We start from the raw sequence: 23,545 nt of genomic DNA, 5'->3' as shown, positions 1-23,545 counted from the left end.
GTACACCATGAACCACTTTTCACTACGAGGCGACTACCGCGTGCAGAGCCGGCGCGACTACGCCCCTTCGGCGCTGGAGGGCGAATGGTATTGCGACCATGGCCTTGTCAGTAACGAACAAATCAATGGTGCCTTACGCCGCCATCCGCGATGGGCCGGCCATACCCGGGTTTCCCTGCTGCCCGTGCTGGTCAGCCGGCGCAGTGGAAAGTTTGCCAGCGAGCCGGACATCCTCTACAAGCGCGATCTGTTCATTCCCGAGCCCGGCGCCGACGGCATGCCGGCGGATATCGTCGACGTGCTCAAATCCCAGCAAAACTGGCTGAGCAGGGCCCGCTATATCAAAGCGTTGTTTCCCGACGATTTTCCTCGCATCTTCCGGTATCTGTGCCATCTTGAGCTGATCATCGCCAATGAATACATGCTGCATGAGGCTGGACATTTTCTCTCCTACGACGTGTTCACCAAACAACGTGACGGTTATTTTTCCATCGCCGGTAAAACGGCCTGGCCACTGGTTTATCTGGAAGAACTGCGCGCCGATCTCAATGCCTTCGGCTTTGCCGTCCAACTGCTGCCGCAGGAGCAGGCGGCTCAAATCTTTCTCTACAATCTGATGCTGCGCTTTGGCGTGCACCGCGAAGGCCTGTTGAGTGCGCGACAAGCGCCATACGGACTCGTGCCTTATCTGTTGTTCTACTTGCTGTATCAACTGGACTTTATCGCTGTGTGGGAGTTGCGGGGGCGATATTGCTTTACCCTCGGCAGCCTCGATAGCCAAAACCTGATCGAGGTCATGCAGGCCTGCGCACTCCATGCTGAGCAGCAATTGAACACCCCGGAAATGGCGGTGAGGTCACCATTGGATCGCGCCATCGCCGCCGCCCGTTATGTGCGGCTGCGCCTGGATCACCATACCTTGACTCAGCGTTTCGCCTCAGTGATGAATCAGCAAGCGGCCAGCAAGGAGCAATCATGAGTAAATCCGACCCGAACCCTTATTCCCTCCCCCCTGATTTACCGGTTCCACAAGACGATGGCGCATGTGCGCATCTGCCAGATAGGGTAGTGCCGGATATCATGCTGACGGCAACGGAGGGCGAGCAGTGGAATCTGGCGCACATTGCTCAAGCGCGGGCTGTCGTCTATGTCTATCCGGCAACCGGGGTGCCGGGCAAAGATCCCATCCCTGATTGGGACGCTATTCCGGGTGCACCAGGCTGTACCTTGCAGTCGCTCGGCTTTCGAGACCACTACCCTGAATTTCAGGAACTGGGTTACCCGGTCTTTGGCATCAGCGGCCAACGCTCGGAGGAGCAGGCCGAATTCAAACATCGTACCCTTTTGCCGCTGGTATTACTGAGCGATCCACAGTTTCAGTTGCGTGATCGGCTCGGTTTACCCACTTTTCAGGCTCACGGCAAAGAGTTCTATAAACGCCTGGTACTGGTGCTGCGAGCCGGTAAAATCCACCGGGTGTTTTACCCGGTGTTCCCTCCTGACCAATGCGCAGCCATGGTGCTGGCGCGGCTAAAAGAAACGAGCTGATCATCCCGAGCGCAATGGCGATGCAGTGCCGATTCCGGAGCCCTATTGCGCTTTTCGTGGGTATCCTGATCGTTACTGGTCGAATTCCCATTGCGTGTCCGAAGCGCGCACCCGCTTTTCCGCTGCGAAGCGGCTGGACTTGCCAAGATGACCTTTCCGCCATGCTTGACCATGCCTTAGGTGGGATGGAATAATCTTCTGTTTTTTCAATTGCTTAGCAGTATTTGCCGCGAGCAGGGCATGGGGCACTTTAGGGCGGTGCGCTGACACCCCGAAGCGGCCGTCGCCGTCGTGCCAACGCGTCGAAACCGGGCAACAATCGGCCTACATGAACAGTAAAGAACACCTCGGCAGCGGTATCGAAAACCGCGCCCAGCAAGGAAATCCGGTCAAATTGCCGCCCCGGCGCCTGAGCGTGGCACCGATGCTGGATGGGCGCTACTGTTCGTAAAATCCATTACTTATCAAAAGCTTGATGAAGTTGTTTTTGTGCTGTAGCACTATGCGATGCACCGAATATAAAACGCCGACAATCGAGCTTGCCGGCGTTATCGTGTGCAGGGATTAATGAGGTAATGCCAGCAACGTGTGCGGTACAGCTTATTCATCACCCTTATACAAGGCGCGAAACTTGAACAGGCCGCAGCCGTTAGCCGTCCCCTCGTAGAATGCATCCTCGATGAAACCGGCTACCGAATCATGTATGTAGCTGTCGAGAAAGTGCTCGATCGCCGGGGTCAGTCGCCGCAAGTCCATGCTGGCGGCGACATTAACCGGGTCGGTTTCTGGTGATACGGCTGGAGTGAGCACCCGATTGTACTGCGGTGGCTTGTGCTTTATTTTCACCGCTTCACGTACCGGATCAAAGTCTGGTGCCATCGGGTCGCCGGCATGCAGCTTGTTCAAACCGTTGATGATTCCCTGCTGGGTTTGCCGTAAATACTCCTGGTGTTTGCTGCTGGCGGTGCGGTAGGGCGCGCGCTGGGTAAACTCGCGCCGGTATTTGAAACGCTGGCTCAGGTACAGCGCCATATGCTGCTGGTGCATCTTTTCGGCCGAGGCGGGGGCTACCTTGGCGTCCCGCAGATAGGCATTGAAATCGCTGATGACCTGCTGGGTGGGGGTCAGCAGATCCTGGATCTTTTTATCCAATTGCCCCATCGCCAGCAGCGGTACGCCGGCCAGGCGTGCCGCATCGTACATGCGGCGGCAGGGTATCACGCACATCTGGCTGTCTTGCGACGGCAGTATGCCCAAGGCTCCACTGGCGTAGCCGCCACCTACGTCGGAGTGTGAACCGGGGTACATCACTTCCACCGCATTGCCCGGGTAGCTGTTGCCACGGCGCACCGTATCCAGTGGAAAGCAGGCGCGTACCTCGTGCCCGGCCACGTAATGCACGCATTGCTCAACTGCCGGATGAATCGCCAGGTTGCCATCAGCCCAGGCCATGTGGCCGGTAGCAGGCAGGCTGTCGGGAAACAGCTGGGCGATGCCGACCGACGCGACCGTGTCGAATATCCCCAGGAACTGGGTGCGCAGCGGGATGCCGGCAAAATGCCAGCCACCGTTTTCCTGCTCGCATACCTGGTACAGCCAGTTGACGAAGGCGCGCGCCTCGGTGGCGCCGCGCGAAAAGCCGAATACCGACAGGTTGATCTGGGTTAGTTGTGGCTTACGGCCTTTCAGCGCGGCCTGCAGTTTTTCTTGCCAGGTGCGCAAGATGGTCTTGCGCATCAGCATGCCATTGACGCCAGCGGCATTACTGATAATGGTCCGGGTTTGTGCTGGGGGTATGAGGGGGCTACCCGTTACATAAACATGTGGCGCATTCAGTAGCTGTACCATGCCCCACAGAATTCGCTCTTCGCCATACCAGCCCGCCGCGCCACCTGCTTTCTGGCCCAAACCTAACCACCCCCCCCTTGTCTCCGACCTCTGGAAACGGGGTGCCGACCCCTGGTATGTAGCTGGCGAAATAACCATCGCTCGGTTTGTCGCGGGCCGCCAGAAACAGGCGGGCGATGTTGCTGGGCTTCTGTTGCTCCAACTTGGCCTGGAAATAGTCCAGGTTGATGTTGTTGCCGGTGCCATCAAAGAACAGTGAGACATACACCTGCCCTTGACATTTGGCTTGTTCCTTGCCACTCAGGCACGCGAGCGCCTGGGCCCGTAGCAGTTGTTCTTTTGCGCTGAGTGTCCGCTGTCCGCTTGGGTACGGTGCAGGATTTTGCGTGCTCACTGTACGGATTCCTTGTTTTCTTGAGGATAGGCTGGCCGGTAATCCGGGTGATGTGGATAGAGGTAGCTGACCTTGACCATGACCTGATCATTCGGGAGGAAGTGAATGTCGAAGTGCCCCATATCGTTTTCTGTATATTGGGGTATTGGCACGGTCCGGGTTTTCCACGGGGCTGGTACGTAGACTTTTTTGCCATCCCGAATAACAGGTTGCCCATTTTTATCTCGAAGCCAGTCGCCATCGTTTTCCCAGCCGATGGTGGCCGTCAAACCCGGCCGCCATTTGCTTGGCACGACGACACAACAGACTTCTTTGCCTCCTCCTCCCATGGCCGAGGCATTAAGAATGCCGCCTTGGCCATTAATGGTGATGGACAGTACCGACTTGTCGGTGTGATTCACTGCTAGATAACTCAAGGCGGTGGTGTCCTCTTTGCAGCCGGCCAGGAATGGCAGGTTCAGCAGCAGCAACGCAAGGATTAGTTTTCGAAAAAATATTATTAGCATGTGTTGGGGGGCGATGAGGAAAGTCGATGGAGTATTGCCGCAGGATAAGTGGTGTTCACCCCATTGAAAAAGCTTTGGAAAACCAATTTTTCTTTGTAGTGTACTATCTGACGGAGTTTACTATGTTGGTGGGTATGTTTTCCAAAGAAAGGCAAGGTAGATGCCGCCATAAATTATTAACATCATGGTTATTGATGCTAGTTTTATAATTGTTTTTTGTACTCCGTTTATTGCCCAAACGGATAGTGGTAGTAGTGCCATTATTAAAAATGGAGAGGTGAGAATGAGAAAGTAAATGTGGTTTAATGCTGACCAGTCTCCCTCTGTCGTTGGGCCTGGAGTTCTTGTGTATTCAAAATAAGTGATGCCGATAAAAAATATCCAGAAAATGGAAGTAATTGTCAATGCACTAGTCAACAATAGCGCTTGAATAGTTTTCTTTACTGCCGAGGTTTTTTTTGCATGCTTCATGGTTAATTTTCAAGAGGTGTGAGCACTGTCGAGTAACGGAGCAAGTCCTTCGCTCAGGGAGCATCTTTGCTCGACATAGCTCTCCAGCATCTGGATCAGCCGAGGATCATCCAGCAAGCTACCCTGGCTGTGGCACACCGACACGGCAACCGTCAGCTGCTCAGGGGCTCCCTCGATGCGATATGTCGACAGCAAGTCGGCGGTACGCAGCAGCCAGCCATGCAGTAGCGCCCCGGAGGTGGGTAGCAGGTCGGCAAACTCTTCATGTAGCTGATCTGCCAGCACATCTGCCTGTGCGGTCTGCATCAAGGCAGCGAACTCCTGTGCGCTCAGCTGCCATGCATCCCGTGCGTCGGGGGAAAGGATCTTTGGCGGCAGGGCCAGCGACAGCAGCTGGCCGTTGCGGTCAATAATCAGCCACTGTTCCAGCGGCTGGCACAGCCGTTGCCAGGCGGCTGCGGACAGCACCTGCGGCAAGCTGGCCGCGATGCGGGTATCGGCAAAGCGGACCACGTGCCATTGCCCGTCCTCGGTGGTGGCGCTGAGGCTGCGTTGCCAAGAGTCCCGCAAGGCGTGGGCGGACAGCCGGCTGGTCACAAAGCCCAGCATCGGACGCCCCTGACAGTGCCGCAGTAGCCGCTGCAGGTCTGGCTACCCGCCAGCCTGCAGCTCCACCAGCCTCGGCGAGACTTCTTGCAACTCACCCCAATCTGGCTGGTGGTACAAAGGCCAGCTTGTTCTGGCCTGCCAGATCTTGCGCCGCTTGTAATCGAAGCCATCGTCCAGCAGGGCGTAGCAGTGAAGCCCGGCGGGCAGGGAGCCCAGTAGCGCTTCCAGCACCTGCGACTGTTGTACTACGTCGCCTTTATCCATCGCAAAATACATGAGCGCTCCTTACTGCCCGGCCAGCGGCGCGCCGGACTTGATCGCGTTGAGCATGCACTGCAGACAGAACTGTTTGCCTGGGAATACCGGCATGGGCACGGTCATGCTCGCCGGCCCACTCAAGTCATGCTGCGCCCCCTTCACGCTCACCGTACCAGGGCAGTGCACTTCGATATTGCCGCCGGCCATGCGGATGTAGGCACCGCCGCCGACGTTAAGCAGGATTTCCTCTTTCGCAGCGATGGTGATGCTGTCCTTGCAGGAGGTGACCGTCACATCCCTGTCCGCCGTCAGCTCCATCGCGTCGCTCTGCGCCTGCAGCTGCACCTTGCCGCGGGCGGCGATCAGTTTCAGCGAGACCCGGTCCTTCACCCCGGCCACGAACAGGCTGATGTGCTGGCCGACGTTGTGCAGCCACCTCCTGCCCGAGGTCTGGTTGAGGTCGCGTTGCGCCACCTGGTCGATGTTGCTGCCTGCGGCCAACGTCAGGGAGTTGTCGGTCGATGCGGCTAATCCGGCCGGGGCGGACAGGATCATGAGCGGCTGCTGGCCGGCTTGCTCCTTCGCGGTTTTGCCCTCTTTGTCGGTATTGCTGCCGGCTTCCCACGCCTTGAGTGGCGCAAGTATCGCAGCTTGTCTCTTGGTTGGTAATTTGTCGACGTAGTTGATGGTGTTCAGCTAGCCGGGTGGGCAATGCCTGGTTGGTCGTAGCTCAAATACCTTATCGAGCCTCTGTCGTTGGCCGCAGGCGAATGGTCTTGACGATAGACTCGTAGAGGGCTTGGATCTGCTTCGTGGACATGGAAGATACTCCTGTTACACCTGCGCCCCCTTCACCCGAGGTTATGTCAAGCCGGATATAAGGTTTCTGCGGGTTACCGATTTCCCCCATCGTTTCCCAAGAAAAGTCATGTGCTTCTCCTGTTTTATCATCCGAAGGGAAGTACATGAGGGACTCCTCCCCGTTCATGCCATTCACAGAGAGTAGGCCAGCTCGAACGTGCTTTATTTGACCTGGATACCGATTTTCCAGTTCTTTTTGTCGCGCTAATATAGAGGGAAATTCTTTGAATTCCACATTGCTACGAATCCTGATTCGTACATCCTGATTGCTCTTAACTCTAAAGGCTAGACTTGATTGCTCAAACTGGGAGACGTCACCATTGTTGGCAATAAAACCATTTTCGATACAAAATCCTGCCTCGGTTGGGATCTCTCGATCAGGACGATAACGAACGTTCTTTAAGTAGTCATTAAATCTAGCAATTATTGAATCGATTTTCTTGTCATCGTAAGGGCCTCTTGAAGTCGTAAAAATCCACCCTCGATCCCACTTGAATGAATCAATGCTGTACATTGGGCTACCAAATGCTTCCTTGTAGCCAAGTAACAAATGGCTTGTCTTGCTTGGCGCAATCTCTCGATTGAACTGAAACCGCTTTGATGCAGCCTTACCTTCTTTCAACTCATTTAATTTATTTTCAATTTTTTGTCGGAGCAAAGCTTCACCTCCACGCTCAGTTTTTATCGTGGTGCTCAGGTAAGTATTTCCTTGTCCCTTCAGTTCGGCCTCATAGGGCACATCCACCAGGTAACGGCCAAAACAATAAGTCTTCATCTTGTCAAACATCTGGGACTCCGCCGCGTAAACAGGGATGCTGGCCAGCAGCATCAGCGCTAGAAAGTATCGGGGGTTAGGCATGATTGGCGCTTTTCATAATGGGGTAGCCGGTGCGGCCAACTGCACCAGTTTGGCAATGCCATAGACCGTGGCCTGAATGGCGTAAGGGTTTTTGTAACTCATCTGGTGATCGAAGCCAGCGATGCGAAAGACCACCTTGGGTGGCGGTTGCAGTTGCGCCAGCACTTTGGCTGAATCCAGTGGCACCGTACCGTCCCCACCTTGGTCACGATCATTGCCAAGCTTGAATTTGACTTCAGGAGAGCTGGCCTCGCCATACAAAGGTACGGTGCTTTTACCAGTCAAAGACCGCTGACTGTCTTGCTGGTAAATCAATGGCAGCACGTCATCATTGGGGATGTCGCCAGAGGTTTGCCAATGGATATGACCGAAGGTGCGGTATTTCTTCTCATCAATGCCGTAGTAGCCATAGGTTTGTGGGTGGGCATACAGACCAAGGGTATTGTGGAAATCTTTAGCGAGGTCTAAGGCATTCCGGTGCACCTGCAGAGGCGTGCTGTCTTCCGAGGTTAACTTGTTGGCCGGATCAATCAGCGCCGGATCCAGCATGCCCCACCAGCAGTCGTCGGTGGTCTTGCTGTAGATTTCCTCGTAAGGGTCGGCCTGTGGCAAGTTGATTAGCACTTCTTCACTGCCTTTCTTGGTGACTTTCAGCCAACCGGGCGGGTAGTGTGGGGTTGGCAGCAGTTCCATGGGCCCTGGCGAGCAAGCCAAGGTCGGGGTGATGTCGGCAGCATTCCAGCCGATGATGGCAGCAACCGCCGCCCCCTCAATGTCGAAGAAGCCACCGACTTCGGTACCGGCGCGGAAGCGGCGGTAGACCACTGGTGCTCCGGCCACAGGCTGTACGCCGTGCACTACGCCCAACACTTTGTCCGGTGCAAGTTGGGCGGCGCGGCGACCTACCAGGCCCCCCATCGAGTGGGTGACCAGGATCACCTTGCCTTCGCAGTCGAAGTAATCTGTCTTTTGGTAGTGTTCGATGACCTGGTCGATTTTTTCTACCAAGGATTTTGCCGAGTCTTCGTTACTTTGCAGCCAGTTGTAACCATGCGCCCATACCGGGTAGTAATAATCGTCCAGACGCAGTATTTCCTCTTCGGATAAGGACGGCGGCGTCGTGTTCCAGGCTTTCACGGCTGCTGCCGCCACCGCGGCATAGTCTGGCTCGCCGGACGTACGAGATGCCGCCGGGCCTACACCATTGAGGTGACCGAGCAGGCCAATTTCTGGCAGCAGGAAATTGCCATGTTCCTGTGACCGCCCGGGTTTGCTGTACTGGTCGTTGAGACTGACTTCCAGCTGTTGAAGGATAGAGTGGTAGCTATCTGCGTGCAGTGCGCCCCAGCCGCGGCGCTTGGCTTCTTCCGCCGTCACCCAGTACTGGTCGCCGGGGATCTTGCAAGGGCCATCGAGGTTGACTTCGGTGTTGTTGGGGTCGAAGAGCTCTTGGCGTTCTGAGGGTGTTTGCTTTACTCCTCTCCCGGCGGCGCCTATCCCTTCCAGAGTGCCATTGGGAGGGGACCAGGCATCTCTTCCATCCTTGCCTTGTAGCTTCAAATTCGTCCCCATAATTCCTGGCACAAAGATCACCGGGATCACGTTGTGCGGCGGTTTCACGCACAGCGCGCGTTGCTTGAAGCTGTCCGGACTTTTAACCGATTCGAAATACGGGTTGCCCTGCTTGTCGAATTGCAGGGGTATGCGGCGGGTTGCACTGTTCAAGACGTCTGCCATCATCAGTTCCGTTTAAGTGTCATCTTCAACTGATCCATGAGTTTGCCGCTCAAGGTCGCGGTAGCGCCGCTGCTATCGGTGCTGCCGGAGCCTTCCAGCTTGCCCTGGCCGTTGAGTACCTCGTGCGGGAGCGTGGGCTGCGCTTTGCCGGAGCGACCGGCCACCCCAAATTGTTCATTGGTGGTCAGTGAGCTTTGCGGCATGCCGGGTAACTGTGCACTGACACTGGCCGGACCGTCCATGACGTGGTTACCTGCGTGCTGGGTGTGGCTGGCTGTGGTTTTAGTGACGATGCCGTTGCTGTAGATGGCGCTGCCGTTCTTGCCGCGGATTTCCACTTCTGGCGCTTCCATCACGATCTTTTCCAGCGAGTACAAGTGCAGCAGTTTGGCGGCACCGATTTCCACGCCGTCGCTTTGAGCCTGGATCCGGATAGGGCCTGCGGCGGCGATCAGCTTCATGCCCAGCTGTTGCACGAAGATGGAGAGCGACTGCCCGACGCGCATGCGTAGCATCTGCCCGACACTGACATTGCTGTCCTTGGCGGCCACCAGGTCATGGTTGCTGCCGGCGGCCACCGCAATATTGGCCTCACTGGCCAGCGCGATGCCTTCCGGCGCTCCCAGCGCCATGATGGCTTTATGACCTGACTTGGCTTGGGTTGCGGTGTTGCCGCCGTTTTCCCACTGCTGGATATGCTCCAGGAGCTGTTGCTGTGGCTGGGTATCCGTGCTCTCTGCTTCGTGGGTTTCGGCTTGCTTGGCCAGTTCTTGGGCAATGGACAGGGCCATTTGTAACTGGCCAAGTAGCTCCTCTCTGTCCAGCTGATTGCCCCTTGCGCCCTGGCGGGCATGGGCGCTGAGCAACAAGCCTTGAGCCGCGCGCAGTGCGCCGGAAAGGTCGGTGCGCAGCTCGAAGCCGTCGCCACGCGGCGTGGCCTTGCCGTCCTGCCGCGGGTGGGCGAGGTAGCCCTGGTTCAGCTGGGTGTGGCCGTATTCGCTGCTGAGTTTCGCGCGCACCTCGCCCGGGGTGTCGTCGAACAGCAGTTCGTTGTACTGCCCGCCGTGGTGTTCCTTGCTCTTGATGCCGGACAGCGTGCGGTTACCCGGCAGCTTGCCGGCGCCGCTGAACGCCGGCGGCGGGTGGCTGCCGTTGTACAGCACGCCGGTGATCACCGGGCGGTCGATGTCGCCTTCGATGAAATCGACCAGCACTTCCTGGCCGATGCGCGGGATGAACTGGTGGCCCCAGCCGGCGCCGGCGCTGGGCATGGCGACACGCAGCCAGCAGCTGGAGCGCTCGTCGAGGTTGGCCCCGCTGTCCGGATGCTCGTCCGGCCGCTGCCAGTGGAATTGCACCTTGATGCGGCCGTGGGCGTCGGTGTGGACTTCTTCGTTGGCGGGGCCGACCACGGTGGCGGTCTGCGCGCCGCGCGCGGTGGGCTTGGCGTGGCTGGTGGCCGCGTAGGCCGGGGTAAGCGGCAGGCCGCGGCGCTGGGCGTCGAAGGCGGTGCGGAACGGTGCGTCATCGCCATCGCTGCCTGCGGCCAACGTTGGCCGCAAGGCTGTCGGCAGGCTGCGGGCCAGCTCGGCCGGTAGGTTGTTGCGTACATTCAGCGTCTGGCGGGTGACCACGAATTCGCGCTGCTCGGCGCTGTCGCCGTCGTGCGCCGGGTGGTCGTCGAGGCGGAACCACTGCCCGGCGGTGAGGCCGCGCACCGCGCCGCCGCCGGTAAAGCGCTTGGCCTGCGCATCGTGTGCCTGCTGCCGCAGCCGCGCGTAGTGGCTCAGCTGCTCGGCGTCGCTGGCGTAGTAGGCGCCGGGCGCGTCGTAGTGCTGCAGGCTGCTCTGTAGCCGGCTGCCGTCCAGCCCCTGATCCAGCGCCGACTCGTCACCGCTGTGGCCGGTGGCCACTGGCTGGTAGTCGAAGCTGGCCAGCGCCACGCTGCCCGGCACGACCTGGCGCGCGCCGTCCCAGCGCGTCAAGCCATCCTCTTCCTCGGTGGCATCGCTGCGGTGGAAACGCACGCGCTCGAGGTTGGCCGCAGGCAGCGCGTACGGGTCGTCGAAGGCCAGCAGCCGCACCTGCGGCGTGTCGCCATCCAGGTGTTCGTAGCGCCAGCTCAGCCCCTCTTCGCGCAGCAGGCGGCAGATGAAATCGTGGTCGGATTCGCGGTACTGCAGGCAGTAGCTGCGATTCGGCAGCGCGCCGGCCAGCGCAAATTCCAGCCCCTGCACTGCGGCGAATACCGGGTTGGCCGCAGCGTGCTCGGCAAAGATCTGCCGCACGATGGCGTCCACCGACAGATCCTGGAACACGCGCGAAGTCCGGCGCAGGCGCAGCAGCGCAAACGGCGGCTCGATGGTCAACGCGTAACGGGCAAAACCGCCATCGCTGCCTAGCGCCTCGGCGGCGCTGACCACGCCGCAGCGCAGGCTCTCGCTGCCATCGGCACCGGCGATGCCGAGCCGTACCGGCAGGCCGAGCAGCGCCTTCAGCTCGATGCTGTCGCTGGCGGACAGGCACTCGACGCGGAAGCGGTAATCGCCGGCCAGCGCTTCGTCACCGGACAGGCTCAGCGGCAACAACGCCTCGCCCCAGCGCTTGCCGTCGCCCAGCTGCAGGCTAAGCAGGCGCTGGTCCTGGTTGAAGGCGGACGCGAAGCTGGCGAGCAGGTCGGGGAGGTTCATGTCGAGGACGAGGCTTTAAATGACAAGCAGTTATTGTATGTTTTTGGCCTTGTTATGTCGATTGCATTGCAGTTGCCGGGAAGTCGGGTGCAGCGGTAGCGTGAGGCCGGAGGAAAAGCCTTGGCAATGGTGCGCCGAGCGGGAAGGGCGGTATGGTCTGGCTGGTTTGCAGTCCGGTCACTAGGCAGACTATTCCCTTGACCCAGGCAGATACGGGACGAGATAATTGCAGGATTTTCAATCGCTTAGTCAGATAACCGTGTTGTGCGATGAAGGTGATTCGTTGTGTAGCACCGGCAAGGCATAAATGGTCAAGAATCGGCCTGAATGAACAGAAACGAAACACGTGCTAACGGAACGGATCGCTCCGCCAATAACATGAATCAAGCCACACGCTCTGCCAGACGGCTGTCGGTTGCACCTATGCTGGACTGGACCGACCGCCACTATCGCTTCTTCGCCCGCCAGATCACCCGGCACACCTGGCTCTACACCGAGATGGTCACCACCGGGGCGCTGCTGTACGGCGATGTCGCCCGCCACCTGCGCTATCACGAGTGCGAGCACCCGGTAGCGCTGCAACTGGGGGGCTCGGAGCCGGACGAGCTGGCACGCTGCGCCAGGTTGGCCGAAGAATGGGGCTACGACGAAGTCAACCTTAACGTCGGCTGTCCCTCGGAACGGGTGCAGAAGGGGGCGTTCGGCGCCTGCCTGATGGCCGAACCGCAACTGGTGGCCGACTGCGTCAAGGCGATGCGCGATGCGGTGGGCATCGACGTCACCGTCAAGCACCGTATCGGCATCGACGCGGTGGAAGACTACGGCTACGTGCGCGACTTCGTCGGCCACATCGTCGAGGCCGGTTGCGCCACCTTCATCGTGCATGCCCGCAATGCCATCCTCAAGGGCCTGTCGCCCAAGGAAAACCGCGAAATCCCGCCGCTGAAATACGACTACGTCTACCGTCTCAAGCGTGATTTTCCCGACGTCGAAATCCTGCTCAACGGCGGGGTGAAGAGCAACGACGAGATCGCCCGCCACCTGCAGCATGTGGATGGCGTGATGGTGGGGCGCGAGGCCTACCACAACCCGTGGCTGATGGCGGACTGGGACGCGCGTTTCTACGATGACGCCCACACCGAGGCCACCCGCGACGCCGTGGTCGAGGCGATGCTGCCGTATATCGAGCAGCGTCTGGCCGAGCCCGCCACCCAGCTGCGCCACGTCGCGCGCCATATCCTTGGTCTCTACCAGGGACTGCCGGGTGCCCGCGCCTGGCGCCGCATGCTGTCCGACGCCGCCTTGCTCAAGGGGGCCGACGCCGGCCTGCTGCTGGCGGCGCGCGACGCGACGCGACGCGGCTGAGGCATGGCAAGCGGTCGGCGGGACTCCCGCGTCCCTCCGGCCGTTATTTTTTCATCAGGGCTATGTCGCTCCTATCTTGTTTTTCTTGGTGTAAATAACCATTTATTAACAAATATGCAGTAATAATTTCTGATTATCAGGAGTTATTCTGCTGAATTGACTGTTCCTGATTTTTCGCTTCCGATGCGCGCGTATCTATGGCTAAATCGCAGCCGGTAGCAGGTTTCACTCCAGGAGAACGCATGTTCGACCGTATCGTGCTGGCGAGCAACAACGCCGGCAAATTGAAAGAATTTTCCGCCTTGTTCGCCGAACTCGGCGTAGCCGTGCATCCGCAAGGCGAGTTCGACGTGCCGGAGTGCCCGGAACCGCACCACACCTTCCTGGAAAACGCGCTGGAGAAGGCCCGCCACGCCAGCCGCATCACCGGCCTGCCGGCGCTGGCCGACGATTCCGGCATCTGCGTCGAGGCGCTGGCCGGCGCCCCCGGCGTGCAGTCGGCACGCTTCGCCGGCGAACCGAAATCGGACGCGCGCAACAACGCGCTGCTGCTGGAAAAGCTGGCCGGCGAGCCCAACCGCCGCGCCTGGTATTACTGCGTGCTGGTGCTGGTGCGCCACGCCGACGACCCGCAGCCCATCGTCGCCGACGGCGTCTGGTACGGCGAGGTGATCGACAGCGCGCGTGGCGAGGGCGGTTTCGGCTACGATCCGTACTTCCTGCTGCCCGGCTACGGTCGCACCGCTGCCGAACTCGACGCCGCCGAGAAGAACCGCGTCAGCCACCGCGGCCAGGCGGTGCAGGCGCTGATGGCCAAGCTCAAGGCGCTGGCATGAGCCAGGCGAATGACAAAATGGTAAGCCGCAACGCACTGGAAGCGAGATCGCGAAACCGAGCGAGCCGCGACGAGACAGTACGAGAAGTACGGCGAGGAGCCGCGCAGTGACGGTGACAAAGATATCGCTTTCAGGGCTGAGCGGATTACGGGAACTGCCGCCGCTGTCGCTGTACATCCACTTCCCCTGGTGCGTGCGGAAGTGCCCGTACTGCGACTTCAACTCGCACGAGGTCAAGAATGGTTTCGACGAGGACGCCTACGTCGCAGCGCTGCTCGCCGACCTCGAAAGCGCCTTGCCGGCGGTGTGGGGGCGGCCGGTGCACACCATCTTCATGGGCGGCGGCACCCCGAGCCTGTTCTCGGCGCGGGCGATGGACACGCTGCTGGCCGGCATCCGCGCCCGTGTGCGGCTCTATCCGGATGCCGAGATCACCATGGAGGCCAACCCCGGCACCTTTGAATCGGACAAGTTCAAGGGCTTCCGCGAGGCTGGCATCAACCGCCTGTCGATCGGCATCCAGAGCTTCGACCCGGCGCACCTCAAGGCGCTCGGACGCATCCACCACGGTGACGACGCGCGACGCGCGGTGGATATCGCGCTGACGCACTTTGACAACGTCAACCTCGACCTGATGTACGCGCTGCCCGGCCAGACCCTGGAGCAGGCTCTGACGGATATGGGCACTGCCTTGTCGTTTGGCGTCACGCATGTTTCCGCGTATCACCTCACCATCGAACCCAACACGCTGTTCGCGCGCTACCTGCCGCCCAAGCTGCCGGACGACGAACTGTCGGCCGACATGCAGGAGGCGCTGGAAGCGCGCCTGACCGAGGCCGGCTTTGGCCATTACGAAACCTCCGCCTTCGCACGGCCCGGCCGCGAGTGCCGCCACAACCTGAATTACTGGCAGTTCGGCGACTACCTCGGCATCGGCGCCGGGGCGCACGCCAAGATCAGCGCCCACGACGGCATCGTGCGCGAGATGCGCTACAAGCAGCCGGCGGCCTACCTCAAGGCGGTGGCCGAGGGCCGGCCGACGCAGAGCCGCGAGCGCATCGCCCGCGCCGACCGGCCGTTCGAATTCATGATGAATTTGCTGCGCCTGACCGACGGCTTCGAGCTGCGCCTGTTCGCCGAGCGCACCGGCCTGCCGCTGACGCACATCCAGCGCGAACTGGCCGAGGCCGAGGCACAGGGGCTGATCGAACGCGACCTGACCACGCTCAAGCCGACGCTGAAAGGCCAGCGTTTCCTCAACGACCTGTTAACCCTGTTTCTGAAAGAAGGAGAATAAGCATGGCAAAAGAAATCATCCACACCGACAACGCCCCGGCCGCCATCGGCGCCTACTCGCAGGCCGTCAAGGCCGGCAACACCGTGTACCTGTCGGGCCAGATCCCGCTCGACCCGGCCACCATGACCGTGGTGGAAGGCGGTTTCGCCGCCGAGGCCCACCAGGTGTTCAAGAACCTCAAGGCCGTGTGTGAAGCTGCCGGCGGCTCGCTCGACCAGATCGTCAAGCTCAACGCCTACCTGACCGACCTGTCCAACTTCGCCGTGTTCAACGAAGTGATGGGCCAGTACATGAGCCAGCCGTTCCCGGCGCGCGCCGCCATCGGCGTGGCCAGCCTGCCCAAGGGCGTGCAGGTGGAAGCCGACGCGGTGCTGGTGCTGGAATAAGCGCCCGCCCGAATCGGCAGTCAAAGCGGCCCTAGTGGCCGCTTTTTCTTTGCCTTCGGCCAACCTTGGCACGCAAAAAAGGCACCGCGCGGGTGCCTTCGGAGGGGAGATCGCGACGTTCAGGCCTCGTTGCTGGCCAGTTGCGGCGCGGTGTCGGCGACGTCGCCGGCCGCCAGGCAGGCCGCCGCGGTGAACAGCACGTCGGTGGAGCTGTTGAGTGCGGTCTCGGCGGAGTCCTGCACCACGCCGATGATGAAGCCGACGGCCACCACTTGCATCGCCACGTCGTTGCTGATGCCGAACAGGCTGCACGCCATCGGAATCAGCAGCAGCGAGCCGCCGGCCACGCCGGAAGCGCCGCAGGCGGCGACGGTCGACACCACCGACAGCAGCAGCGCGGTGGGAAGGTCGACATGGATGCCCAGCGTGTGCACCGCCGCCAGGCTCAGTACCGAGATGGTGATCGCCGCGCCGGCCATGTTGATGGTGGCACCCAGCGGAATCGATACCGAGTAGGTGTCTTCGTTCAGGCCCAGCTTCTTGCACAGGTTCATGTTGACCGGGATGTTGGCCGCCGAGCTGCGCGTGAAGAACGCGGTCACGCCGCTTTCGCGCAGGCAGGTGAACACGAGCGGGAACGGGTTGCGGCGCAGGGTCAGCGCCACGATCACCGGGTTCACCACCAGCGCGATGAACAGCATCGAACCCACCAGCACCAGCAGCAGCTGGCTGTAGCCCAACAGCGCGCCAAAACCGGTGGTGGCGATGGTGTCGGACACCAGGCCGAATACGCCGACCGGGGCGAAGCGGATGATGATCTGCACGATGCGTGATACCGCGTCGGCGACTTCGTTCAGCATCTGCTTGGTACTGTCGCTGGCATGGTTCAGCGTCATGCCCAGCGCTACCGCCCAGGCCAGGATGCCGATGTAGTTGGCGCTGGCGATGGCGTTGATCGGGTTGTCGACGATCTGGAACACCAGGTTATTGATCACCTGGGCGATCCCGCCCGGCGGCGTGGTGCCGGTGGCCGCCGCCGCCAGGGTCAGCTGGGTCGGAAACAGGAAGCTCGCCATCACGCCGGTCAGCGCGGCCAGGAAGGTGCCGACCAGATACAGCGTCAGCACCGGGCGCATATTGGTCTGCACCCCCTGCTTCTTGCTGGCGATGGCGCTGGCCACCAGCACGAAGACCAGCAGCGGGGCGATGGCCTTCAGCGCCTTGACGAACAGGCTGCCGAGGAAGGTAACGGATTTGGCCGCTTCCGGCGCAGTCATGGCGAGCGCCATGCCGGCCAGCATGCCGAGCAGAATCTGCAGCACGATGCTGCCGTTCATGATCCGGCTGAAGATGGAAGATTTCTGCTGCATAAGGTCCCTGTCGCAGATCGTGGGTTGGCAAGGGCGGGCAGGATGCCGGCAGCGCTTTTGGCGCTGATGCATGACAGTCCGCTGATCGATGGCTTTCGGCTTTTACGTAGTGAAAGGTGTGTGTTTTACGACGATAAAGCAATTGAAAACAAGCGCATCAGCCGAGGATCATAACAAATTTCACTGATGAGAAAAAACGCAGCATCCGCTGTGTGCGGGGCCGCGCGGTAGCGCGTCATGACGCCGGCGCAGAACAGACTGTTTGGCGGCGTCATCTGTCGTGAGGCGAGGGGCTATGGCCTAATCAAGCATTTTCATTGCCTGCCGAGGAGTCGCGATGCACCTGTTCCCCTTCCAGCTTGTCAACGTGTTCGCCGAAAGCCACTTCGGCGGCAACCCGCTGGCGGTCTTCACCGATGCCGAAGGGCTAGACGATGCGGCCATGCAGGCCATCGCGCGCCAGTTCAACCTGTCGGAAACGGTGTTTTTGTTCCCCTCCAGTAAGGCGGCGGCACGCCTGCGCATCTTCACCCCAAGTTACGAAATGCCATTTGCCGGCCACCCCACGCTCGGCAGCGCCGCGGTGCTGCATCGGCTGGGGCGGGCCGGCGACGACTTCGTGCTGCAAACCGAGGCCGGACCAATTCCGCTGACGCAGCGCGATGGCGTGTTCACGCTGCAGGCCAACGCCGCCACGGCACGCCCGTCCGGACTCGGCTTGGCGGATACCGCCGCGATGCTGGGGTTGGCCGAAGCCGACATCGTCGCCGCACCGGAATGGCTCGACACCGGCACCGAGCAGCTGCTGGTGCGTATAGCCAGCCGTGAGGCGGTATTGGCGGCGCGCCCCGACCCCCAGTTGTTCATGCAGCGCGCCACGCTCCAGCCAGGGCGCAGCGTTGCCTATCTGTGGCACGAGGGCGACAACGTCGCCACGGTGCGGCTGTTCTTCGAGCAGCACGGCGCGGTGATCGAGGATCCGGGCACCGGTTCGGCCTGTGCCAACCTGGGCGGCTGGTGCGCGCTGAACGGGCGCCATCCTCTGGCTTGGCGCATCGAGCAGGGGCACGCCATCGACCGCCTCAACGTGCTGCAACTGTCGGTCGATGCGGCGGGCCGCGTGAGGGTGGGCGGGCGTGTCATTTTTGTCGCGTCCGGGGTGTTCGAGCTGCCCGATTCTTGACGCTGGCCCGGTGCGCGGGCATCCTCGAGTCACGGCTCCAAACCAACGTTTAAATAGTGGGCTGACACGAGGAGAAAACACCATGAAAAACGCTACAAGAGCAACCCTGCTGGTCCTGGCCTGCGTGCTGCTGACACCGGCGGCCTGGGCGCAAAGCGCCGCCGGCACCTGGAAGACCATCGACGACGAAACCAAGCAGGCCAAGGCGCTGGTGCAGATCAGCGAGGGCGCCGACGGCCAGCTCTCCGGCCGGATCGTCAAGCTGTTCAACAAGCCGGACGCTGTGTGTGAGAAGTGCGACGGCGCCAACAAGGGCAAGCCGATCAACGGCCTGACCATCGTCTGGGGCCTGAAGAAGGACGGTGAAGTCTGGAACGGCGGCGAGATACTCGATCCCAAGTCGGGCAAGGTCTACAGCGCCAAGATGAAACTGGTGGACGGCGGCAACAAGCTGGAGGTGCGCGGTTTCCTCGGCGTGTCGCTGCTGGGGCGGACCCAGGTGTGGGAGCGCCAGTAAGCGCATGACATCCGGCGGCTGGGCCTTCGCCTCTTGAGTGCCGGCGGAGTGCGTGCGACTTTATAGCGGAGATTTGCACACAGCAATTCGCTCCGCGATACGGAATCCTCATGTACTCCGTTTACATCCCGGTTCCTGTGCTTCGGCCGCACTCCACCTGCCTCGGCTCGCTCGCCTGCCGGGGTTAAATCCAGCAGCAGCCAGACCCTCCCGGGGCGGATGACACCGCAGTGTCTTCCGCCTTTTTGTTTTTCGGTACAATCGGCCGGTGATGAGCACCTTTCCCGATATCGCCAGCCAGCCGCCCGCCGTGGCGCCCGCCACCGCCAAGCGGCTGGAGAAGCTGGGCATTCGCCGCCGTTTCGACCTCGTTCTGCATCTGCCGCTGCGCTACGAGGACGAGACCCACCTCTACCCGATCGCCCAGGCGCCGTATGGCCAGGCGGTGCTGGTGGAGGGCGAGGTGGTGGCGCACGAAGTACAGTACCGCCCGCGCAAGCAGCTCCTGGTGCAGCTCGAGGACAAGAGCGGCACGCTGATGCTGCGCTTCATCCATTTCTATCCCAATCATCTCAAGCAGCTGGCGCAAGGCCAGCGTGTGCGCGCGCTGGGCGAGGTGCGGCGCGGTTTTCGCGGCGACGAGATGGTGCATCCGAAGATTCGCGAGGTGCTGGAGGGCGATCCGCTGGCCGACAGCCTCACGCCGGTCTACCCCACCGTCAACGGACTGACCCAGCCGGTGCTGCGCCGGCTGATCCACGCCGAACTGAAGGCGCAGAGCCTGAGCGACACCCTGCCGGAGGCGGTACGCGAGCACCACGGGCTGGTGCCGTTTGCCGACTCTATCCGCCTGCTGCACGCGCCAACGCCGGAATACTCCGCCACCCAGCTTGCCGACCCGGCGCTGCCGGCCTGGCAGCGGTTGAAGTTCGACGAACTGCTGGCGCAGCAGCTGTCGATGCGGCTGGCGTACCGGGCGCGACGGCGCGGCAAGGCGCCGGTGATCGCCGGCGACGGACGGCTGCGCGCCGCGCTATCCGACAGCCTGCCGTTCGCCCTGACGGCAGCGCAGCAGAAGGTGCTGGGGGAAATCACCGCCGACCTGGCGCAGCCCCACCCCATGCACCGCCTGCTGCAGGGCGACGTCGGCAGCGGCAAGACCGTGGTCGCGGCGCTGAGCGCGCTGGCGGCGATCGAGGCCGGCTTCCAGGTGGCGCTGATGGCGCCGACCGAGATCCTCGCCGAACAGCACTACCTCAAGCTGGCCGCCTGGCTGGCGCCGCTCGGCATCGAGGTGGCCTGGCTCAGTGGCTCGCTGCGCAAGAAACAGAAGACTGCCGCGCTGGAGCAGGTCGCCAGCGGCCAGGCGCGGCTGGTGATCGGCACCCACGCGCTGTTCCAGGACGAGGTGGTGTTCGACAACCTGGGCCTGTCCATCGTCGACGAGCAGCACCGCTTCGGCGTCGGCCAGCGCCTGGCGCTGCAGGGCAAGGGCGGCGAGCCGCACCAGCTGATGATGTCGGCCACGCCGATCCCGCGCACACTGGCGATGAGCTTCTACGCCGACCTCGACGTCTCGGTGATCGACGAATTGCCGCCGGGGCGCACCCCGATCGTCACCAAGCTGATCAACAGCGCGCGCCGCGACGAGGTGGTGGCCTACGTCGACCGCACCTGCAGCGGCGGCCAGCAGGCCTACTGGGTGTGCCCGCTGATCGAGGAATCGGAAACGCTGCAGCTGCAGACTGCGGTCGACACCCACGCCCAGTTGGCCGAAGACCTGCCGCAATGGGGCGTCGGCCTGGTGCACGGCCGCATGAAACCGGCAGAAAAGGCGGCGGTGATGGCGGCGTTTGCCGCCAACGAGCTGCAGGTGCTGGTGGCCACCACGGTGATCGAGGTCGGCGTCGACGTGCCCAACGCCAGCCTGATGGTGATCGAGCACGCCGAACGCATGGGCTTGGCGCAACTGCACCAGTTGCGCGGCCGCGTCGGACGCGGCGCCGCCAAGAGCGCCTGCGTGCTGATGTTCGATACCCCGCTGTCGGAACTGGCCAAGGCACGGCTCAAGGTGATCTACGAAAACACCGATGGCTTCGAGATCGCGCGCCAGGACCTCAACATCCGCGGGCCCGGCGAATTCCTCGGCGCCCGCCAGAGCGGCCTGCCGATGCTGCGCTTCGCCGACCTGGAGCAGGATATCGAACTGCTGGAAGCGGCCAAGGAACTGGCCCCCGAGCTGCTCAAACGTTGGCCGAACGAAGCCGCGGCCCATCTCACACGCTGGCTGGCCGGGCGCGAACACTTCCTCAAGGCATGAAAAAAGGGCCGCGCGAAGCGGCCCTGGTCTTGTCCGGTGGCGATGCTCAGACGAACAGATGTACGCCGAGGTAGTAGAAGCCGATCGACAGACCGATGCACACCGGCAGCGTCAGAATCCACGCCATCAGGATGCTTTTCAGCGTCGACAGCTGCAGGCCGGAACGGCCTACCACCATGGTGCCCGCCACCGCGCTCGACAGCACGTGGGTGGTCGAGGCCGGGGCCCCCACCAGGCTGGCCAGACCGATCGCCACGCCGGTGACGATCTGTGCCGACATCCCCTGCGAATAGGTCATGTCCTTCTTGCCGATCTTCTCGCCCACGGTCAGTGCCACGCGCTTCCAGCCCACCATGGTACCGATGCCCATGGCCAGCGCCACCGCCGCGATCACCCACATCGGGGCGTACTCGGTGGTGACAGTCAGGTCGCGCTGGATGCCCTTGAGCTGTTTCTTCTCGACGTCGCCGATGCTGGCGATCTTGGCGATCTTCTTGGCGCTGTCGGCCAGGCAGATCAGCTGGGTGCGGATAGCCCAGCGCTGGCTTTCCGGCAACTGCGGGAAGCTTCGGGCCTCGCCGATCGCCGACAGCAGCGTGCCGGCGTACTGTTGCGTGGCCGCCGGGCTGCAGCTGAACGCCTGCTTCGGCTTGGCGGAGGCCGGGTACTGCGCCACGATCGCCGCTTCGTTGCGCTGGTACAGCTCCTTGAGCTGCAGCGCGGCGATCTTGGTGTGTTCGATCTGGATCGGGTCGCTGTCCAGGTTCACCACGAACTGCGCCGGCACGATGCCGATCAGCACCAGCATCACCAGGCCGACCCCCTTCTGACCATCGTTCGAGCCGTGCGAGAAGCTCAGCCCCATCGACGACACGATCAGCATGAAGCGCGCCCAGAACGGCGGATGCTTGCGGCCTTCGATCTGCTGGCGCTGGAACGGGCTCTTGTGGATGTTGCTGCGCGGCCACCAGTTCATCAGCAGGTAGAGCAGCAGGCCGGCCAGGCCGGCGCCGAACAGCGGCGAAAACAGCAGCGACATGCCGACGTCGATCGCCTTGCCCCAGTTGATGCCGGTGCTGACATCGGTGCCGTTGATCAGCGAGTTGCCGATGCCGATGCCGAGGATCGAGCCGATCAGGGTGTGCGAACTGGAGGAGGGGATGCCGAAATACCAGGTGCCGAGGTTCCAGATGATGGCCGAGGCCAGCAGCGAGAACACCATTACCATGCCGCGGTTCGAGTTGACCGCCACCAGCAGGTCCACCGGCAACAGGTTGACGATGGCGTAGGCCACGGCCAGACCGCCGGTCAGCACCCCGAGGAAGTTGAAGATGCCCGACAGCATGACTGCCGCCTGCGGTTTCATCGACTGGGTATAGATCACCGTCGCCACGGCGTTGGCGGTGTCATGGAAGCCATTGATGAATTCGAAGGCCAGCACGAAGCCCAGTGACAGGATCAGGGTCAGGGCCACATGGGTTTCCAGCCCTGAAAAGATGTCCAGCATGATAAGTTTCAATAAGATGAAAGAAGGGCGGAATTGTTGGCTTTGGCCGTGGGAACGTCAAGTTTTTCACGCCGGGTGTGGCAATGGAGGCTGGGTGCGCCACGCCAACTTGACGGCGGCAAATCCAGCATTCTGTCATAGTCTCGCCACGGGGCATCCCCAACGCAAAACGCCCCTGCAGGCAGGGGCGTGGCAAATGGCGTGAGGTAGCGGCAATCAGCCGAACTTGCCGGTGATGTAATCCTCGGTCGCCTTCTTCTTCGGTGTGGTGAAGATCGCATCGGTATCGCCGAACTCGACCATTTCGCCCAGGTACATGTAGGCGGTGTAGTCGGATACCCGCGCCGCCTGCTGCATGTTGTGGGTCACGATGGCGATGGTGTAGTCCTCTTTCAGCTCATGGATCAGCTCTTCGATGTGGGCGGTCGAGATCGGGTCCAGTGCCGAGGTCGGTTCGTCGAGCAGCAGCACTTCCGGACGCGAAGCCACGGCACGGGCGATGCACAGGCGCTGCTGCTGGCCGCCGGACAGCGAGTTGCCCGACTGCTTCAGCTTGTCCTTCACCTCGTTCCACAGCGCCGCCTTGCGCAGCGCCCATTCCACGCGATCGTCCATCTCCGCCTTCGACAGCTTCTCGTACAGCTTCACGCCGAAGGTGATGTTGTCGTAGATCGACATCGGGAACGGCGTCGGCTTCTGGAACACCATGCCGACCTTGGCGCGCAGCAGGTTGATGTCGACGTCGCGGCCGAGGATGTTGTGGCCGTCGAGCAGGATCTCGCCTTCCGCGTTCAGCCCGGGGTAGAGCTGGAACATGCGGTTGAAGGTTCGCAGCAGGGTCGATTTGCCGCAGCCCGAGGGGCCGATGAAGGCGGTCACCTTGCGCGAGGCGATGTCGAGGTTGATGCCCTTCAGGGCGTGAAACTTGCCGTAGTAAAAGTTCAGATTCTTGACCTGAAGCTTGATGTTGTTTTCAGCCATGT

21 protein-coding genes and 1 pseudogene are annotated in these 23,545 nt (G+C 61.4%); 10 read left to right on the top strand and 12 right to left on the bottom strand.

Features of this window, described 5'->3' with window-relative positions; all coding sequences use genetic code 11:
• Positions 1–7: 7 nt before the first annotated feature.
• From FURADRAFT_RS07210 to FURADRAFT_RS21235, 3 genes are all read left to right on the top strand, one after another.
• Complete coding sequence (locus tag FURADRAFT_RS07210; RefSeq protein ID WP_008953476.1) at positions 8–979, top strand: hypothetical protein; 972 nt, start codon at positions 8–10, stop codon at positions 977–979.
• Positions 976–1,548: a peroxiredoxin gene (locus tag FURADRAFT_RS07205; RefSeq protein WP_008953475.1), complete on the top strand. Its 573-nt coding sequence runs from the start codon at positions 976–978 to the stop codon at positions 1,546–1,548. The genes FURADRAFT_RS07210 and FURADRAFT_RS07205 overlap by 4 nt, the downstream gene beginning before the upstream one ends.
• Before the next feature lie 328 nt (positions 1,549–1,876).
• Positions 1,877–1,999 carry a hypothetical protein gene (locus FURADRAFT_RS21235; protein ID WP_268869729.1) on the top strand — a complete coding sequence of 41 codons (123 nt, stop codon included), beginning with the start codon at positions 1,877–1,879 and terminating at the stop codon, positions 1,997–1,999.
• A 149-nt stretch (positions 2,000–2,148) separates the two neighbouring features.
• On the opposite strand, the gene FURADRAFT_RS19875 is transcribed toward FURADRAFT_RS21235, so the two are convergent.
• The 9 genes and pseudogenes from FURADRAFT_RS19875 to FURADRAFT_RS07170 all read right to left on the bottom strand — a co-directional run bounded on the left by FURADRAFT_RS19875 (position 2,149) and on the right by FURADRAFT_RS07170 (position 11,781).
• A complete protein-coding gene (locus FURADRAFT_RS19875; protein ID WP_150105027.1) occupies positions 2,149–3,456 on the bottom strand; it encodes a T6SS phospholipase effector Tle1-like catalytic domain-containing protein in 1,308 nt (435 codons plus the stop codon).
• Positions 3,457–3,786: 330 nt separating this feature from the next.
• The gene (locus FURADRAFT_RS07195; protein WP_236261549.1) at positions 3,787–4,260 is read right to left on the bottom strand and encodes a DUF3304 domain-containing protein; all 474 of its coding nucleotides are present in this window, start codon (positions 4,258–4,260) and stop codon (positions 3,787–3,789) included.
• Between the two features lie 156 nt (positions 4,261–4,416).
• Positions 4,417–4,767 (bottom strand): hypothetical protein, encoded by a 351-nt coding sequence (locus FURADRAFT_RS20495; RefSeq protein ID WP_150105026.1) that lies wholly within the window; start codon positions 4,765–4,767, stop codon positions 4,417–4,419.
• A 9-nt stretch (positions 4,768–4,776) separates the two neighbouring features.
• Positions 4,777–5,400 carry a DUF4123 domain-containing protein gene (locus FURADRAFT_RS19870; protein ID WP_268869732.1) on the bottom strand — a complete coding sequence of 208 codons (624 nt, stop codon included), beginning with the start codon at positions 5,398–5,400 and terminating at the stop codon, positions 4,777–4,779.
• Positions 5,401–5,418: 18 nt separating this feature from the next.
• On the bottom strand, positions 5,419–5,652 hold the full coding sequence (locus FURADRAFT_RS07185; RefSeq protein WP_008953471.1) for a hypothetical protein: 234 nt from the start codon (positions 5,650–5,652) through the stop codon (positions 5,419–5,421).
• Positions 5,653–5,661: 9 nt separating this feature from the next.
• A pseudogene (locus FURADRAFT_RS07180) lies at positions 5,662–6,267 on the bottom strand (DUF2345 domain-containing protein); the annotation flags it as partial.
• A 106-nt stretch (positions 6,268–6,373) separates the two neighbouring features.
• Positions 6,374–7,354, bottom strand: a complete 981-nt coding sequence (locus FURADRAFT_RS20490) for a T6SS immunity protein Tli4 family protein (protein ID WP_160165310.1) — start codon at positions 7,352–7,354, stop codon at positions 6,374–6,376.
• A 12-nt stretch (positions 7,355–7,366) separates the two neighbouring features.
• Positions 7,367–9,094: an esterase/lipase family protein gene (locus tag FURADRAFT_RS07175; protein ID WP_040652488.1), complete on the bottom strand. Its 1,728-nt coding sequence runs from the start codon at positions 9,092–9,094 to the stop codon at positions 7,367–7,369.
• On the bottom strand, positions 9,094–11,781 hold the full coding sequence (locus FURADRAFT_RS07170; RefSeq protein WP_008953467.1) for a type VI secretion system Vgr family protein: 2,688 nt from the start codon (positions 11,779–11,781) through the stop codon (positions 9,094–9,096). The genes FURADRAFT_RS07175 and FURADRAFT_RS07170 overlap by 1 nt, the downstream gene beginning before the upstream one ends.
• Positions 11,782–12,204: 423 nt before the next feature.
• Between FURADRAFT_RS07170 and dusA the strand changes: the two genes are divergently transcribed.
• The 4 genes from dusA (at position 12,205) to FURADRAFT_RS07150 (ending at position 15,665) form a co-directional block, all read left to right on the top strand.
• Entirely contained in the window at positions 12,205–13,146 is a 942-nt protein-coding gene (gene dusA, locus FURADRAFT_RS07165; protein WP_008953466.1) for a tRNA dihydrouridine(20/20a) synthase DusA, read from the top strand.
• Between the two features lie 242 nt (positions 13,147–13,388).
• Positions 13,389–13,982 carry an RdgB/HAM1 family non-canonical purine NTP pyrophosphatase gene (rdgB, locus tag FURADRAFT_RS07160; RefSeq protein WP_008953465.1) on the top strand — a complete coding sequence of 198 codons (594 nt, stop codon included), beginning with the start codon at positions 13,389–13,391 and terminating at the stop codon, positions 13,980–13,982.
• 112 nt (positions 13,983–14,094) lie between these two features.
• Positions 14,095–15,279 carry a radical SAM family heme chaperone HemW gene (hemW, locus tag FURADRAFT_RS07155; RefSeq protein ID WP_328269398.1) on the top strand — a complete coding sequence of 395 codons (1,185 nt, stop codon included), beginning with the start codon at positions 14,095–14,097 and terminating at the stop codon, positions 15,277–15,279.
• Positions 15,280–15,281: 2 nt separating this feature from the next.
• Positions 15,282–15,665 (top strand): RidA family protein, encoded by a 384-nt coding sequence (locus FURADRAFT_RS07150; RefSeq protein ID WP_008953463.1) that lies wholly within the window; start codon positions 15,282–15,284, stop codon positions 15,663–15,665.
• A 119-nt stretch (positions 15,666–15,784) separates the two neighbouring features.
• Here the strand turns inward: FURADRAFT_RS07150 and sstT are convergent, their stop codons facing one another.
• Complete coding sequence (gene sstT, locus FURADRAFT_RS07145; protein ID WP_008953462.1) at positions 15,785–17,035, bottom strand: serine/threonine transporter SstT; 1,251 nt, start codon at positions 17,033–17,035, stop codon at positions 15,785–15,787.
• Between the two features lie 337 nt (positions 17,036–17,372).
• Here sstT and FURADRAFT_RS07140 point away from each other — a divergent pair, with 337 nt between their 5' ends.
• The 3 genes from FURADRAFT_RS07140 (at position 17,373) to recG (ending at position 21,055) form a co-directional block, all read left to right on the top strand.
• A complete protein-coding gene (locus tag FURADRAFT_RS07140) occupies positions 17,373–18,218 on the top strand; it encodes a PhzF family phenazine biosynthesis protein (protein ID WP_008953461.1) in 846 nt (281 codons plus the stop codon).
• An 82-nt stretch (positions 18,219–18,300) separates the two neighbouring features.
• On the top strand, positions 18,301–18,735 hold the full coding sequence (locus tag FURADRAFT_RS07135) for a DUF2147 domain-containing protein (protein ID WP_008953460.1): 435 nt from the start codon (positions 18,301–18,303) through the stop codon (positions 18,733–18,735).
• A gap of 271 nt (positions 18,736–19,006) precedes the next feature.
• On the top strand, positions 19,007–21,055 hold the full coding sequence (gene recG / locus FURADRAFT_RS07130; protein ID WP_008953459.1) for an ATP-dependent DNA helicase RecG: 2,049 nt from the start codon (positions 19,007–19,009) through the stop codon (positions 21,053–21,055).
• A gap of 46 nt (positions 21,056–21,101) precedes the next feature.
• Here the strand turns inward: recG and FURADRAFT_RS07125 are convergent, their stop codons facing one another.
• Positions 21,102–22,562, bottom strand: coding sequence for an inorganic phosphate transporter (locus tag FURADRAFT_RS07125; RefSeq protein ID WP_008953458.1), 1,461 nt, complete (start codon positions 22,560–22,562; stop codon positions 21,102–21,104).
• Between the two features lie 216 nt (positions 22,563–22,778).
• A complete protein-coding gene (pstB, locus tag FURADRAFT_RS07120; protein ID WP_008953457.1) occupies positions 22,779–23,543 on the bottom strand; it encodes a phosphate ABC transporter ATP-binding protein PstB in 765 nt (254 codons plus the stop codon).
• Positions 23,544–23,545: the final 2 nt, after the last annotated feature.

The organism is Pseudogulbenkiania ferrooxidans 2002 (assembly GCF_000174355.1).
Lineage (GTDB): Bacteria > Pseudomonadota > Gammaproteobacteria > Burkholderiales > Chromobacteriaceae > Pseudogulbenkiania > Pseudogulbenkiania ferrooxidans.
The sequence above is the reverse complement of the archived record's forward strand: the minus strand, read 5'-3'. Positions and strand labels throughout refer to the sequence as shown.